Here is a 14,566-nt window from a genome sequence, read left to right as displayed (position 1 = left end):
CTACGACAGCTTCTCGAGGATCAGCTCGCGGACGCGGCCCGCGTCGGCCTGTCCGCGCATCTCCTTCATGACCGCACCGATCAGGGCCCCGGCCACGCCGAGGTTGCCGGCACGGATCTTGGCGGCGGCATCGGGATCACCCTCGATCGCGCGGTCGACGGCCGCACCGAGAGCGCCGTCGTCCGAGACGACCTCGAGCTTGCGCGAGACCACGACCTCCTCGGGCGTGCCCTCCCCGGCGATGACGCCGTCGAAGACCGACCGCGCGAGCTTGTCGTTGATCCGCTTGGCGTCGATCAGCCCCTGGATCTCGGCGACCTGCTGCGGCGTGATGCCCAGCGCATCGAGGTCGTGCCCCGACTCGTTGGCGCGACGCGCCATCTCGCCGAGCCACCACTTCTTGGCGGCCTGCGGCGTGGTGCCGGCCTCGACCGTGGCGACGATCAGGTCGAGCGCACCCGCGCCGATCGTGTCGCGCATGTCGAGGTCGGAGAAGCCCCAGTCGGCCTGCAGGCGCGCACGACGCACGGCCGGCGGCTCGGGCAGCGTCGCCCGCAGCTCCTCGACCCACTCGCGCGACGGCGAGACGGGGGCCAGGTCTGGCTCCGGGAAGTAGCGGTAGTCGTCGGCGTCGGACTTCTCACGGCCCGAGAGCGTCGTGCCGGTGTCCTCCTGGAAGTGCCGGGTCTCCTGCACGACCCTGCCCCCGGCGTCGAGGATGCCCGCGTGACGCGAGATCTCGAAGCGGACGGCGCGCTCGACCGACCGGAACGAGTTGACGTTCTTGGTCTCCGAGCGGGTGCCGAGCGTCGTGGAGCCCTTGGGCTTGAGCGACAGGTTGACGTCGGCGCGCAGCGACCCCTGGTCCATGCGGACGTCGGACACGCCGAGGCCGCCGATGAGGTCGCGGACGTGCGACACGTAGGCGCGGGCGACCGCGGGCGCCTTCTCGGGCGGCACCTCGATCGTGCGGGTGACGATCTCGATCAGCGGGATGCCGGCGCGGTTGTAGTCGACCAGCGAGAAGTCGGCGCCGTGGATGCGTCCGGTCGAGCCGCCGACGTGCAGGGCCTTGCCGGTGTCCTCCTCCATGTGCGCCCGCTCGATCTCGATGCGGAACGTCTCGCCGTCGACCTCGACGTCGACGTAGCCGTCGAAGGCGATGGGCTCGTCGTACTGCGACGTCTGGAAGTTCTTCGGCATGTCGGGGTAGAAGTAGTTCTTGCGCGCGAAGCGGCACCACTCGGCGATCTCGCAGTTGAGCGCCAGGCCCATGCGAATCGCCGACTCGACGGCCTTGGCGTTGACGACCGGCAGCGCACCCGGGAGCGCCAGGCACACGGGGCAGACCTGGGTGTTGGGCTCGGCGCCGAACTCGGTCGGGCAGCCGCAGAACATCTTGGTCGCGGTGTTGAGCTCGATGTGGATCTCGAGCCCCATGACCGGGTCGTAGCGGGTGAGGGCTTCCTCGAAGGGAACCAGCGTCTCGACGGTCATCGGATGGCCTCCAGCTCGGGTGCGCGGGACAGCAGCGTGCCGCCCCACTTCTGCTCGAGCAGCTGCTCGAGTGCGGCCGCCGCGTTGTACAGGCGGTCGTCGGCCTTCTGGGGGGCCAGGAACTGCAGGCCCACCGGCAGGTCGTCCTCATCGGCCAGGCCGACCGGCAGCGACAGGCCCGGGATGCCGACGAGGTTCGCCGGGATCGTGGCGACGTCGCCGAGGTACATCGCCAACGGGTCGTCGAGCTTGTCGCCCAGCGGGTACGCGGTGGTCGGGGACGTCGGCGAGACCAGCACGTCGACGTCGGCGAACGCCGCCGCGAAGTCGCGCGACAGGACCGTGCGGACCTTCTGCGCCGAGCCGTAGTAGGCGTCGTAGTAGCCGCTCGACAGGGCGTAGGTGCCGAGGATGATGCGGCGCTTGACCTCGTCGCCGAAGCCCGCGTCACGGCTCGAGGCCATGACCTGCTCGGCGCTGGGGTCGTCGACGCCGGCGGGGGGCACGCGCACGCCGTAGCGCATCGCGTCGAACTTGGCGAGGTTGCTGCTCGCCTCGCTCGGCATGACGAGGTAGTACGCGCCGAGCGCGTACGTCAGGCTGGGGATCGACACCTCGACGACCTCGGCGCCCGCGGACGTCAGGAGCTCGACGGCCTCGGTGAAGCGGGCCTCGACACCGGGCTGGAAGCCCTCGCCGCCCAGCTCGCGCACGATGCCGATGCGCAGCCCCTTGACGTCGGCCCGGCGGGCCGCGGCGACGACGGCGGGCACCGCGTCGGGGATGCTCGTGGAGTCCATGGGGTCGTGACCCGCGATCAGCTCGTGCAGCAGCGCGGCGTCGAGCACCGTGCGGGTGACGGGACCGGCCTGGTCGAGGCTGCTGGCCATCGCGACGAGGCCGTAGCGGCTGACCCCTCCGTACGTCGGCTTGACGCCGACCGTGCCGGTCAGCGCACCCGGCTGACGGATCGAGCCACCGGTGTCGGTGCCGATCGCGAGCGGGGCCTCGAAGGCCGCGACCGCGGCGGCAGACCCGCCGCCCGAGCCGCCCGGGATGCGGGTCGTGTCCCACGGGTTGTGGGTCGGCCCGTACGCCGAGTGCTCGGTGGACGAGCCCATCGCGAACTCGTCCATGTTGGTCTTGCCCAGGATCGGCAGGCCCGCGGCCTTGATGCGGGCCGTCACGGTCGCGTCGTACGGCGGGATCCAGCCGTCGAGGATCTTGGAGCCGCACGTCGTCGGCAGGCCCTTGGTCGCCAGCACGTCCTTGATCGCGATCGGCACGCCGGCCAGGTACGGCAGCTGGTCGCCGTCGGCACGGCGCCGGTCGACGTCGGCGGCCGCAGCCAGCGCGCCCTCGGCGTCGACGTGCAGGAACGCGTGGATCGATCCGTCGACGGACTCGATGCGGTCGACGAGCGCCCGGGTCACCTCGACGGAGGAGACCTCCGAGGCCGACAGGGCGCGCGCGAGCTCGTCGGCGGTCTTGCGGGTCAGGTCGCTGCTCATGTCAGCCCTCTCCCAGGATCTTCGGGACCAGGAACCGCTGCTGGTCGGAGGCGGGTGCCGCGGCGAGGGCGTCGGCGGGCGCGAGGCTCGGACGCACGACGTCCTCGCGGAAGACGTTGTCGACCGGCACCGGATGGCTCATGGCCGGGACGTCGTCGCCGGCGGCCTCCTGGACGCTCGCGACGTGCTCGAGGATCGCCGGGAGCTCGGTGGCGAGGTGGTCGAGCTCAGCGTCGCTGAGGTCGATGCGGGCGAGGCCGGCCAGATGGACGACGTCCTCGCGGGAGATACCCGTGACGGGCTCAGACATACAGGTCCTTCGAGATCAGTGGACTCGCTGGTGGGTCGAGCTGGTGACGTACTCGCCCATCCTAGTGACCCGGCCGGACACCCTCCACGGGGTGTCGTGGGACCGCGGGATGCCCGATTCTCTGTCAGGATCGGCCCATGGAAACAGCGCGCATCTCCCGGGTCGACCACGCCGGACTGACCTTCGACGTCATCGACTCCGGCCCGCTCGACGGCGTCCCCGTCGTCCTCCTGCACGGCTTCCCGCAGCGGGCCACGTCGTGGGCCGCGGTGTCGGAGCACCTGCACGCCGCGGGGCTGCGGACGTACGCGCTCGACCAGCGCGGCTACTCCCCCGGCGCGCGCCCCCTGTCGCGCTTCGCGTACGGCATCGACGAGCTCGTGGCCGACGTCAAGGCGCTGGTCGACGAGATCGGCACGCCCGTCCACGTCGTGGGCCACGACTGGGGATCGGCCGTCGCATGGGCCGTCGCCGCCGCGCACCCCGCCGACGTCCTGTCGCTGACAGCGGTCTCCGTCGCGCACCCCGCCGCCTTCATGAGGTCGATGCTCAGCAGCTCGCAGCTGCTGAAGTCGTACTACATGCTGGTGTTCCAGCTGCCCGTCCTGCCCGAGCGGATGCTCAGCCGCCGAGGCGGCCTGGGCGAGCGCATCCTGCGCGCATCCGGCATGGACTCCCGCATGATCGAGACGTTCCGCGACGAGATCGTCGCCGACGGCGCGCTGCGGGGCGGTCTCGGCTACTACCGATCGATCGTCCGGTCGGCCGGGTCGTTCGGCCGCACCGTCCCGGTGCCCACGACGTACGTGTGGAGCGACGGCGACACGGCCCTCGTGCGACGAGGGGCCGACCTGACGCCGCAGTTCGTCACCGGGCCCTACGAGCTCGAGGTCATGGCGGGCGCGACGCACTGGATCCCCGACCAGCACCCCGCCGAGCTCGCCGACGTCGTCGTGCGCCGGATCGGCTCGGTCTAGACGACGTCGCAGACGTCCTCGTCGCGCCGGAACGAGAACGACCGGTGCCCCACGAAGCTCAGCAGGGTCGTGATCAGCACGACGACCCCCTGGGCCAGCACGGGCGGCACGCCCACGACCTCCACCAGGACCGGCAGGACGGCGGCGTTGACGCCGATCGAGACCGCGTAGACCGACACGAACCGCACCAGGTCGCGCAGGACGTGACCGTGCACGACGAACACGAGACGTCGGTACAGGACGAATGCGACGGAGATGCCGACCGCGTACGAGCAGAGCAGGCTCAGCAGGTAGCCGAAGCGCACGTCGTGGAAGACCCAGAGGGTCAGGGCACCGAACGTCAGGTAGCCCAGGACGGTGTTGAAGCCGCCGACGAGCACGAAGCGCACCTTCTGGTCGGCGAGCAGACGCCTGATCGTCATGACGCGCGCACCAGTCGTCGCGCCGCGGCGAGCCGGTCGTCGCCCGCGCGCAGCTCGCTCCACCGGTTGCGCGGCGACCACCGGCGGAAGCGGCCGCACGGCGTCACCGACGTCGCCCTCCCGGCCTCGACGTCGCGCAGGCACGCCTGGCAGCACCCGCGGTGGTGGATGCTCGCGTGCCGGCAGCGCAGGCAGCCCTCGTCGTCCGCCACGTCGTGCGGCCACAGCATCCAGAGCGCGGCGATCAGCGGCGGGCCGATCAAAAGCCCGGCCCACCCCCACCACGACCACAGCCCGACACCCACGACGGCGACCTGGACGAGCACCAGCGCCGGGTTCACGGCTCGCTCGGCCCACGCCGGCACGACAGGTCTACGCACCTCGCAATGCTAGTGGTTCCCCCGCCCCGTCGAGGAACGGAGTCAGTCGGGGACGGGGGCGAGGTGGGCGTGCACCTGGGCGACGGCCCCTGCCCCCTCGCCGCTGGCCGAGGCGACGCGCTTCATCGACCCGGCCCGCACGTCGCCCGCGGCGAAGACGCCCGGAACGGTCGTCTCGAGAGGCGCCGGGGGCAGCCCGTCCCGCCACCTGTCCCTCGGGATGTCGCGACCGGTCAGGACGAACCCCCGCTCGTCGCGCGCCACGTCGTCGGGCAGCCAGTCGCACTCCGGCTCGGCCCCCAGCAGCAGGAACAGCCCATCGGCCGGCAGCCGCTCCGGATCGCCGCCGGCGCCCTGCAGCGAGATCCACTCGAGGTGCCCCTCGCCGTCGCCGTCGACGACGCGCGAGCCGACCCGCACCGTGATGTCGTCGTGGGTGGCGATCTCGTCGACCAGGTAGGCCGACATCGTCTCGGACAGCGAGGCCCGGCGCACGACGATCGTGACGCTGCGGGCGAAGCGCGCGAGGTGCAGCGCGGCCTGGCCCGCCGAGTTGCCGCCCCCGACGACGAAGACGTCACGCCCCTCCATCTCGCGCGCGACGCTGGTGGCGGCGCCGTAGTGGACCCCCGTGCCGACCAGACGCTCGAGGCTCGGCACGCCGAGACGCCGGTAGCGAACGCCGCACGCCACCAGCACCGCACGGGCGCGCAGGACGCCGTCGTCGTACGCCACCTCGTGCAGCGTGCCCGGCGTCAGGCCGGTCGCGGCCCGCCCGGTGAAGATGCGCGCGCCGAACCGCGTCGCCTGCAGGCGGGCACGGAAGGCCAGACGCATGCCGGAGACGCCGCGGGGGAAGCCCAGGTAGTTGCGGATCATCGAGCTCGTGCCGGCCTGACCACCCACCGCCTCGGGGTCGAGCACGACGGTGCGCAGCCCCTCGGACGCCCCGTAGACGGCTGCCGCCAGGCCGGCGGGCCCGGCGCCGACGATCAGCAGGTCGGCCACGTAGTCGTCGCCCAGGTCGCGCGGCGACCCGTAGTAGGCGCTGGCCACGAGCCGGTCGGTGGCACCGGCGATCGTCGGACGCCCGTACGCCGACACGAGCGGCAGCGGCGCGTCGTCACCGACCTCGTCGAGCAGCTCGCGGCCGACCGCGCTGTCGGGGCGGTAGCGGCTCCACGGCGAGCCCATGCGGTCGAGGAAGTCACGGATGCCCGCGACGGCGGGCTGGTTGCCGTCGTCGACGATGCGGACGCCGGCCACCTCGGGGCGCGACGTCGTGGTCGCCCACTCCGACAGGTACTCCGTGATCGCGGTGTGGAACTCCTCGTCGCGCGGGCCCTGCGGGATCAGCAGGTACGTGTCGAGACGGCCGACGGCCAGGGCGGGTCGCAGCACCTCGAGCGCCGCCTGGAACGTGCCGGCCGGCACCAGGACGACGCGCCGGCTGCTCGGCGAGAGACGTCGCAGCTCGTCGACGAGGTCGAGCGCGCTGCCGTCGAGGGCGTGGTCGACGCCCAGGAGCGCGATCTGGCGGCCGTCGTCGAGCAGCGAGACGGCCTCGTCCACCACCACCTCGGGCCCCAGCAGGGTGCGCACGTCGTAGTCGCGGGAGTACCGGCTGCGGAACTCGTCCTCCAGCACGTCGCGGCTGTCGGCGGTGGCGGCGAGCAGGATGACGGGCTTCTGGCGCGCAGACTCGGTCATGCGCGCAAAGTAGCAGTCCCTAGGCTGTGCTCATGCCACCTCAGAAGCCGACCGACCTGGGCCCGCTCGACGCCGCGGCGTTCCTGTGCGAGGTCGCGATGGTCGTGCTCCTCGTGCTGGCGGGCCACGGGTTCGCCGACGGCTGGCGCGGGTGGGCCGTGGGCGTCTTCCTGGCGCTCGTCGCCATCGCGATCTGGGCGCAGTGGATGTCGCCGACCTCGGTGCGCCGGCTCGAGCTGCCCACCCGGCTGGTCGTGCAGATCATGCTGTTCGTCACGACGGCGCTCTACGCCGCGGCCGGGGGGCTCGTGTGGGCCGGCCTGGGCTTCGCGGCGATCGCGACGGCGGTCTTCGTCGCGCTGTCGCGTCAGGACGTCTGACCCGGCGGCAGCGGCAGGCGCCGCACGCTGCCGAACCACCGCTCGGTCCGGTCGATCGGGTCGGTGAACGCGATCTCCTGCGCGAGCAGCTGCAGCGGCGTCGTGAAGTCGTCGATCGCGACGTCCCGGACGACCGGGTACAGCGGGTCGTCCACGATCGGGATGCCCAGCCCGGCGAGGTGCACCCGCAGCTGGTGGGTGCGTCCCGTGCGGGGCGTGAGCCGGTAGCGACCGAGGCCGCCCTCGCGCCCGTCCACCAGCTCGACGAGCGTCTCGGCGTTGATCGGTGCACCGGGCACGACCTCGGCCTGCCAGCTGCCACGCCGCTTGACCACGTGGTTCGTGATCGTGCGCGGCAGGTCGAGGTCCGCGCGCACGTGCGCCAGCGCACCGTACGTCTTGTGGACCGTCCCCTGCTGGAACATCGTCTGGTACGGCCCCCGCCACCGCCGCTCGGTCGCGAGCATGAGCAGCCCCGACGTCACCCGGTCGAGCCGGTGCAGGGGCGACAGCTCCGGCAGCCCGAGCTCGTCGCGCAGGCGCACGACGACGCTCTGACGGATGTGCTGGCCGCGCGGGATCGACGACAGGAATGCCGGCTTGTCGACGACGACGAGCCGCTCGTCGCGGTGGACGACGTGGATCTCGCCCGGCACCTCGACCTCGTCGGGCAGGTCGCGGTGGAACCAGACGAATGTGTGCGGCATGTACGGCTCGTCGTCGCGGACGGGCGTCAGGTCGTCGTGCACGAACCGGCGCTCGGCCAGCATCGCGTCGATGTCGACGCGCTCGGGCAGGCGGTCGCGCAGCCACGCGCCCATCGTCGGCCACGGGTCGGGGCGGGGCACGCCGCGATCGGGCGTGCGCAGCCAGGCGGCGGCGAGCCCGTGGCGTGGCGGCAGCGGCGAACGGGGAGGCACTACTGCGGCGACAGCCGGCTGCGCAGCGGCGGCAGCTCGCCCCGCACGGACGGGTGGAACGACCCGCGGAAGAACACGACGTGGTCCTCGTCGTCCCACCGCGCCAAGACGACCTCCTCCAGCGCGCCCATGGCGTCCGGCCGTCCCGACACGAACCGGCGCCACTGCTGGGGCGTCGCGTGGAGCAGGAAGATCTCGCCGTCGTCCTCGACGACCTCGACGACACCGTGCCGCACGAGGTTGGCGTTGCCGTACGAACGACGCAGGGCCTCCTCGACGTCCGGGACGCCGACGGGGTGCCGCGGGCCCGGCTCGACGGTGTCGTGGACGATCGACGACCGCCAGCGGGCCAGCGCGAACGTCGCGTACGACCCGGCGTCGTCGAGCCCGCTGGCCGCCCGCCAGGCCCGGTCGAACAGCAGCCGCGACGTGACCGTGTCGTGGCCGTCCTCGACCGTCAGCAGCAGGTCGTCGAACCCGTCGTCGCCCCGCACCACGCGCAGCGCGGTGATCCGGTAGTCGTCGCCGTACCCGTCGCTGCGATCGAGACCGTCGGCGACGGCGTCGGCCGCGAAGATCGCCCGCAGCGCCTCGACGAGCTCGTCGTCCGTCACGCCGACACCGGCCGGCAGGCGGGGTTGAAGACCCGCACCGTCGACGGCGGGTCGTCCACGAGCCGCGACGCCGACGGGACGGGCCGGCGGACGAGGCCCCCGCCGCAGTTGGGGCACACGCCGCGCAAGACCGTGGTGGCGCACTCCAGGCACCACGTGCACTCGTAGCTGCAGATCAGGACGTCCGGCGACGACGGGTCGAGGTCGGTGTCACAGCACTCGCAGCTCGGGCGGATGTCCAGCATGGGTCCAGTATGGGGCTCGCGGGCGCGGGCCGCGGCGCATCGCGTCAGTCGCGGACGCCCAGCAGCCGCACGACCTCGTCGGAGGCGTAGAACGGTGCCAGCTCGGCCCTCAGCACCCGCTCGAGCTCGCCGGACTCGACGAGCGTCCCGACGACGGCGGGCGCGAACCGCACGACGTCGGCCACGAGGTCGGCGCGGTCGAGGTCGAGCTGCTCGAGGAGCTCGCCGGGCGTGTAGCCGCCGAACGCCTCGAAGAACCCGTCGACGACGGCGTGGCCGAGCGCCACGACGCGGGGGTGGGCGAGGACGGAGACCGTCAGGTCGTGGGCCGCGTCGACGACGCCCGACACCTGCTCGACGTCGGCGTCGTCGCCGAGACCGCGCACGGGCTCGGCCGCGACGAGGTCCCACACCTGCAGCACCGCGTCGCGGGTCGTGGGATCACGCAGGGTGTCGACGATGATGCGGTTCAGCCGGCGCACCGCCAGCGTGCCGCCCTTGCCGGCGGTGTCGGCCAGCAGGCCGTCGAGCTGCTTGTCGGCCGCGCCGACCATGCCCGCCGCCGCCTTGGTGCCCATCGACAGCAGGGAGCCCAGCCCGGGCACCTTGTCGGCGACCGCCTGGTTCGCCGCGATCGCCTCGCCCACGATGCGGCCCATGAAGCGGGTCGCGGTGGCGCCGACCAGCGGGCTCGCGGTGAGCCGCTCCAGCGCGCGCTCGAGGACGGGCGTCAGCGCCAGCGTCTCGTCGAGCAGTCGCTCGACCTGCTCGCGGTCGACGACGTCGCCGAGCGGGAAGGCCTCCGCCGGGCCGGCGACCGCGAGCTCGCGGCCGAGCTCGATGAACGCGGCGACCGCGGGGCTGCCCGGCACGTCGGTCAGCGCCCTGCCGACGACGACCTTGACGGCCTCGGGGTCGACCAGGTCGGCGACCTGGTGACCGTCCGCCGCGTCGAGCACCGCGGTCGCGATCCGCGCCACGGTCACGGTCAGCTCGTCGCCCGTCAGGCGGGCGAGGTGGAAGGCGACCTGGGCGTCGAGCAGTCGGTCGCCGAGCGGCACGGCGTCGTCGGTGGGCACACCCCGACGGTACGTCACCCGCGCCGTCCGGGTGGGCCGATCGACGGGCCGCGGGTCAGGCGGTCGTCAGGCCCTCGCGCACCTCGTCGAGCGCCGTGTCGATCGTGACGCGGGGCGACCATCCCCAGGCCCGCGCGCGGTCGGCGACGATGCGCCCGGTCCAGGCGGGCCCGTCGTCCCACACCGGCGCGACGTCGACCGCGTCGGCCACGACCTGCACGTAGTCGCGCATCGGCACGGCACCGGCGGCGACGTTAACGGGCGTGCACCCGCCGAGCACCGGGCCCTCGGAGGCGCCGTCGCCCGGAGTGACGACGCCGACCGCGACGTCCGCGGCGAGGGCCGCGAGGTCCGTGACGTGCACCCAGGCGAACGACTGGTCGGCGAGCGCGTGCCGGTGCTCCTGGTCGTCGCGCATCCCGGCGGGCCGCAGCGTGTTCCAGACCGACGACTCACCCACTCCGAGGATCGCCGGGGGCCGCAGCAGCACCCGCGTGATGCCGTCGACCTCCGCGAGGGCGGCGTCGGTGTCGCGCTTGGTGACGCTGTAGTCGTTCGCGCCGTCGCCGACCAGGGCCGAGCCCTCGGACACGTCGCCGACGCCCGGCGACCTGTCGTAGACCGCAGCGGTCGACACGTGCACCAGGACGGAGACGTCGGCGTCGGCCGCGGCCCGCGCGATCGTGCCGGTGCCGACCACGCCGATCTGCTGCTGCGCCTCGCGGTCGGACTGCATCGGGTGCACCGTCGTGACGACGGCGTCGGCACCCGAGACCGCCTGTGCCGCGAACGTCGGGTCGGTGAACTGCCCGACGACCTCCTCGACGCCCGGGAGGGACGGTGCGGTGCCGGCCCGACGCACGACGGCGCGCACCGTGGCGCCACGTGCCACCAGGGCGTCGCACACCCGGGCGCCGACGAAGCCGTTGGCGCCGGTCACGACGACGGTGGGGCGGGGGGACGTGTCAGGGCTCGAGGGGGACGTCATGCGCTCCACTCTGCCACCGGCCGCCGACTCCCACCGGTCGATGGCTCACGCCGGCTGGATGAGGTCCCAGCCGTTGCCGTAGAGGTCGTCGAACACCGCGACGGTGCCGTAGGCCTCGTGGCGCGGCTCCTCGCGGAAGCGCACGCCGGCCGCGACCATGTGGCGGTGGTCGCGCTCGAAGTCGTCGGTCTCGAGGAAGAACAGCACGACTCCCCCGCCCTGGCGACCCACCGCGGCCCGCTGCTCCTCACCCAGCGCGGGCTTGAGCACCAGCGCGGCGCCCGCGCCGCCCCGCGGGGCCACGACGGTGCGGCGACGGTCGGGACCGATCTCGTCGGAGACGACCTCGAAGCCGAGCATCTCGCGGAAGAACGTCAGCGCCTCGTCGATGTCGTGGACGAGGTAGTTGATCGACGCGATCGACGGCATCAGGCGTCGTCCCCCTCGGCGTCCGGCTCCGGATCGGCCTCGGGCGGCGGGCCCTCGGCGAGCAGCTTCTCGAAGCCGGCCTCGTCGAGGATCGGGCGGCCGAGCTCCTCGGCCTTGTCGGCCTTCGAGCCGGCGTTCTCGCCCACCACGACGAAGTCGGTCTTCTTCGACACCGAGCCCGACGCCTTGCCGCCCCGGGCGATGATCGCCTCCTTGACGGAGTCGCGGGTGAACCGCTCGAGCGAGCCCGTCACGACGATCGTCAGCCCCTTGAGGGTGCGAGCGATCGACGCATCGCGCTCGTCGGCCATCACGACGCCCGCCTCGCGCCACTGCCGGACGATGTCGGCGTGCCAGTCGACCGCGAACCAGTCGACGACGGCCTCGGCGATCGTCGGGCCGACCCCGTCGACGGCCGACAGCGTCTGCACCGGGTCGTCGACCGTCAGGACGTCCTCGATCGCCTGCATCGTGCCGAAGTGCGTCGCCAGCGCCCGGGCCGCGGTGGGCCCGACGTGCCGGATCGACAGGGCGACCAGCACCCGCCACAGCGGCTGCGTCCTGGCCTTCTGCAGGTTGTCGAGCAGGGCGAGGCCGTTGGCGCTCAGCACCCGGTCACCCGCACCGTCCTCGATCTCCTTCTTCCTGGCCGCGCGCGTGTAGAGCGGCACCGTGAGCAGCTGCTCGGCCGTCAGCGCGAACAGACCGCCCTCGTCGACCAGCACACCGGCCTCGAGCAGGGCCGTGGCGCCCTCCCAGCCGAAGACCTCGATGTCGAAGGCACCCCGACCGCCGACGTGCGTCAGCCGCTCCCGCAGCTGCGACGGGCACGAGCGGGTGTTGGGGCAGCGGATGTCCTTGTCGCCCTCGCGCGACGGCGCGAGCGGCGTGCCGCACGACGGGCACTCGGTCGGGAACACGAACTCGCGCTCGGACCCGTCGCGCAGCGCCACGACGGGGCCGACGATCTCGGGGATCACGTCGCCGGCCTTGCGGAGCACGACCATGTCGCCGATCAGGACCCCCTTGCGGGTGACCTCGTACTGGTTGTGCAACGTCGCCATCTCGACGGTCGACCCGGCGACGCGGATGGGCTCCATCACGCCGTAGGGGGTGACCCGTCCGGTGCGGCCGACGTTGACGCGGATGTCGAGCAGGCGCGTGTTGACCTCCTCGGGCGGGTACTTCCAGGCGATCGCCCACCGCGGCGCCCGAGACGTCGACCCGAGCCGACGCTGGCGGTCGACCTGGTCGACCTTGACGACGACGCCGTCGATCTCGTGCGACACGTCGTGCCGGTGCTCGCCGTAGTAGGCGATGAACTCCTCGACCTCCGTCAGGTTCTTCACGACCTTCGCCCGGTCGCTGGTGGGGAGCCCCCACGCGTGCAGCGCCTCGTAGGCCTGGCTCTGGCGCACGGGGCTGAAGCCCTCGCGGTAGCCGAGGCCGTGGCACACCATCGACAGCGGACGGCTCGCGGTGACCGAGACGTCCTTCATGCGCAGGGTGCCGGCCGCGGCGTTGCGGGGGTTGGAGAACGGTGTCTTGCCCGACTCGGCCCAGGCGGCGTTGAACTCCTCGAACGCCTTGGTCGGGAAGAACACCTCGCCGCGTACCTCGACGTAGGCGGGGACGGGGAACTCGTCGGACGGCTGCAGCTCGTGCGGGATGACCGAGATCGTGCGGACGTTGTTGGTGACGTCCTCGCCGACGCGTCCGTCGCCGCGCGTCACGCCGCGGGTCAGGCGGCCGTCCTCGTACGTCAGCGAGATCGCGAGCCCGTCGACCTTGAGCTCGCACAGGAACTCGGCGTCGTCGACCCCCTCGCGCACGAGCCGTCCGTGCCAGGCCTCGAGCTCCTCGGAGCTGAAGGCGTTGTCGAGGCTGTACAGCCGCTCGCGGTGCTCGTAGGCCTCGAACGACGACGACGCGCGTCCGCCGACGGTCTGGGTCGGCGAGTCGGGGGTGCGCAGCTCGGGCAGCTGCCCCTCGATCTGCTCGAGCTCGCGCATGAGGTCGTCGTACTCGGCGTCGGAGACGGTCGGCGAGTCGTCGACGTAGTAGCGCTCGCGGTGCTCGACGAGCGTCTCGGCCAGCGCCTTGTGCTGCTGCCTCAGCTCGTCGTCGGTCGCGTCGGTCGCGTCGGTCGCGTCGGTCGCGTCGGTCGCCATGCGTCGACTTTATCGCCGCACGGGGACAGTGCCGCGCTCAGCGGTCGGGCAGGGCGAACGACGGGTAGCCCGACCCCGCACCCGGCGACTCGACGCTGAGCGATCCGGCCGCGGCCGCCGCCTCGACGCACTCGCGCAGGCCCAGACCGCGCGCCAGCCCCGCGGCCAGCACCCCGACGAACGCGTCGCCGGCCCCCGTCGTGTCCACGACCCGGCGCGGAGCCGGCGAGGGCACGTGGCGGACGCCGTCGGCGGTCACGAGCACGGCGCCCTGCGCACCGAGCGTCACGACCGCGCTCCGGCACCGCAGCAGCAGGGCGTCGCGGGCGTCGGCGACGTCGTCCACGTCGCGCACGGTCCGCCCCAGCAGCTCGGACGCCTCGTGCTCGTTGACGACCAGCGGGTCGGCGACCGCGACGACGTCCGGCGCGTCGCGGTACGGGGCCAGGTTGACCACGACGCGGGTGCCGGCGTCGGCCGCGGCGCCGACCGCCTCGGCCACGACGGTCTCGGGCACCTCGCTCTGCACCACGAGGACGTCCGCCGAGCGGATCCGCGAACGTCCCGACCCGTCGAGCACGACCTCGGCGTTGGCGCCCATCGCGACGACGATCTGGTTGCGTCCCTCGGCGTCGACGAAGACGTAGGCCGTGCCGGTCTCGGCGTCCGGCGACGTCGTGACGCCCGTGACGTCGACCCCGGCGTCGGCGAGGGCGGCCCGCAGCGCCTCGCCGTCGGCACCGGGACCGACCGCCCCGACGAGCGAGACCGCCGTGCCGGTGCGGGCGACGGCCATCGCCTGGTTGGCGCCCTTGCCGCCGACGCCCTCGCGCCGTCCCGTCGCCGCGATCGTCTCGCCCTCGCCGGGGAGCCGCTCGACGCTCACGACCTCGTCGCGGTTGATGCTGCCGACCACCACCACGTCTCCCATCG

Annotated in this window: 16 protein-coding genes; 2 read left to right on the top strand and 14 right to left on the bottom strand. The window is 73.0% G+C overall.

The window, feature by feature from the left end; all coding sequences use genetic code 11:
* The 3 genes from gatB to gatC are packed head-to-tail and all read right to left on the bottom strand — an operon-like array spanning position 1 to position 3,318.
* A complete protein-coding gene (gene gatB / locus IFT73_RS14430) occupies positions 1-1,497 on the bottom strand; it encodes an Asp-tRNA(Asn)/Glu-tRNA(Gln) amidotransferase subunit GatB (RefSeq protein WP_192168229.1) in 1,497 nt (498 codons plus the stop codon).
* Positions 1,494-3,008 (bottom strand): Asp-tRNA(Asn)/Glu-tRNA(Gln) amidotransferase subunit GatA, encoded by a 1,515-nt coding sequence (gatA, locus tag IFT73_RS14425; RefSeq protein ID WP_192168228.1) that lies wholly within the window; start codon positions 3,006-3,008, stop codon positions 1,494-1,496. Before gatA ends, gatB begins: the two co-directional genes overlap by 4 nt.
* A 1-nt stretch (position 3,009) precedes the next feature.
* Positions 3,010-3,318: an Asp-tRNA(Asn)/Glu-tRNA(Gln) amidotransferase subunit GatC gene (gene gatC, locus IFT73_RS14420; RefSeq protein ID WP_056609611.1), complete on the bottom strand. Its 309-nt coding sequence runs from the start codon at positions 3,316-3,318 to the stop codon at positions 3,010-3,012.
* Between the two features lie 137 nt (positions 3,319-3,455).
* Between gatC and IFT73_RS14415 the strand changes: the two genes are divergently transcribed.
* On the top strand, positions 3,456-4,295 hold the full coding sequence (locus IFT73_RS14415) for an alpha/beta fold hydrolase (RefSeq protein WP_192168227.1): 840 nt from the start codon (positions 3,456-3,458) through the stop codon (positions 4,293-4,295).
* Here the strand turns inward: IFT73_RS14415 and IFT73_RS14410 are convergent.
* The 3 genes from IFT73_RS14410 to IFT73_RS14400 are packed head-to-tail and all read right to left on the bottom strand — an operon-like array spanning position 4,292 to position 6,807.
* The gene (locus IFT73_RS14410; RefSeq protein WP_056609616.1) at positions 4,292-4,717 is read right to left on the bottom strand and encodes a GtrA family protein; all 426 of its coding nucleotides are present in this window, start codon (positions 4,715-4,717) and stop codon (positions 4,292-4,294) included. The genes IFT73_RS14415 and IFT73_RS14410 overlap by 4 nt on opposite strands.
* Entirely contained in the window at positions 4,714-5,097 is a 384-nt protein-coding gene (locus IFT73_RS14405; RefSeq protein WP_192168226.1) for a hypothetical protein, read from the bottom strand. Before IFT73_RS14405 ends, IFT73_RS14410 begins: the two co-directional genes overlap by 4 nt.
* Before the next feature lie 42 nt (positions 5,098-5,139).
* The gene (locus IFT73_RS14400) at positions 5,140-6,807 is read right to left on the bottom strand and encodes an FAD-dependent oxidoreductase (protein ID WP_192168225.1); all 1,668 of its coding nucleotides are present in this window, start codon (positions 6,805-6,807) and stop codon (positions 5,140-5,142) included.
* A 32-nt stretch (positions 6,808-6,839) separates the two neighbouring features.
* On the opposite strand from IFT73_RS14400, the gene IFT73_RS14395 reads away from it, so the two are divergent.
* On the top strand, positions 6,840-7,187 hold the full coding sequence (locus tag IFT73_RS14395) for a DUF2568 domain-containing protein (RefSeq protein WP_192168224.1): 348 nt from the start codon (positions 6,840-6,842) through the stop codon (positions 7,185-7,187).
* Here IFT73_RS14395 and IFT73_RS14390 read toward each other — a convergent pair.
* The 8 genes from IFT73_RS14390 to IFT73_RS14355 form a co-directional block, all read right to left on the bottom strand.
* Positions 7,175-7,996 carry a pseudouridine synthase gene (locus tag IFT73_RS14390; RefSeq protein WP_371811302.1) on the bottom strand — a complete coding sequence of 274 codons (822 nt, stop codon included), beginning with the start codon at positions 7,994-7,996 and terminating at the stop codon, positions 7,175-7,177. The genes IFT73_RS14395 and IFT73_RS14390 overlap by 13 nt on opposite strands.
* Positions 7,997-8,106: 110 nt before the next feature.
* Positions 8,107-8,721, bottom strand: coding sequence for a hypothetical protein (locus IFT73_RS14385; protein ID WP_192168222.1), 615 nt, complete (start codon positions 8,719-8,721; stop codon positions 8,107-8,109).
* Positions 8,718-8,966: a DUF1272 domain-containing protein gene (locus tag IFT73_RS14380; RefSeq protein ID WP_192168221.1), complete on the bottom strand. Its 249-nt coding sequence runs from the start codon at positions 8,964-8,966 to the stop codon at positions 8,718-8,720. Before IFT73_RS14380 ends, IFT73_RS14385 begins: the two co-directional genes overlap by 4 nt.
* Before the next feature lie 44 nt (positions 8,967-9,010).
* A complete protein-coding gene (locus tag IFT73_RS14375; RefSeq protein ID WP_192168220.1) occupies positions 9,011-10,045 on the bottom strand; it encodes a hypothetical protein in 1,035 nt (344 codons plus the stop codon).
* A 55-nt stretch (positions 10,046-10,100) separates the two neighbouring features.
* Positions 10,101-11,033 carry an NAD(P)-dependent oxidoreductase gene (locus IFT73_RS14370; protein ID WP_192168219.1) on the bottom strand — a complete coding sequence of 311 codons (933 nt, stop codon included), beginning with the start codon at positions 11,031-11,033 and terminating at the stop codon, positions 10,101-10,103.
* 45 nt (positions 11,034-11,078) lie between these two features.
* Positions 11,079-11,462 carry a VOC family protein gene (locus IFT73_RS14365; protein ID WP_192168218.1) on the bottom strand — a complete coding sequence of 128 codons (384 nt, stop codon included), beginning with the start codon at positions 11,460-11,462 and terminating at the stop codon, positions 11,079-11,081.
* Positions 11,462-13,633 carry an NAD-dependent DNA ligase LigA gene (gene ligA / locus IFT73_RS14360; protein WP_192168217.1) on the bottom strand — a complete coding sequence of 724 codons (2,172 nt, stop codon included), beginning with the start codon at positions 13,631-13,633 and terminating at the stop codon, positions 11,462-11,464. Before ligA ends, IFT73_RS14365 begins: the two co-directional genes overlap by 1 nt.
* Positions 13,634-13,670: 37 nt before the next feature.
* Positions 13,671-14,564: a ribokinase gene (locus IFT73_RS14355; RefSeq protein WP_192168216.1), complete on the bottom strand. Its 894-nt coding sequence runs from the start codon at positions 14,562-14,564 to the stop codon at positions 13,671-13,673.
* Positions 14,565-14,566: the final 2 nt, after the last annotated feature.

The sequence above is a fragment of the Aeromicrobium sp. CFBP 8757 genome (assembly GCF_014841755.1).
In the GTDB taxonomy this organism is placed as follows: Bacteria; Actinomycetota; Actinomycetes; order Propionibacteriales; family Nocardioidaceae; genus Aeromicrobium.
The sequence above is the reverse complement of the archived record's forward strand: the minus strand, read 5'-3'. Positions and strand labels throughout refer to the sequence as shown.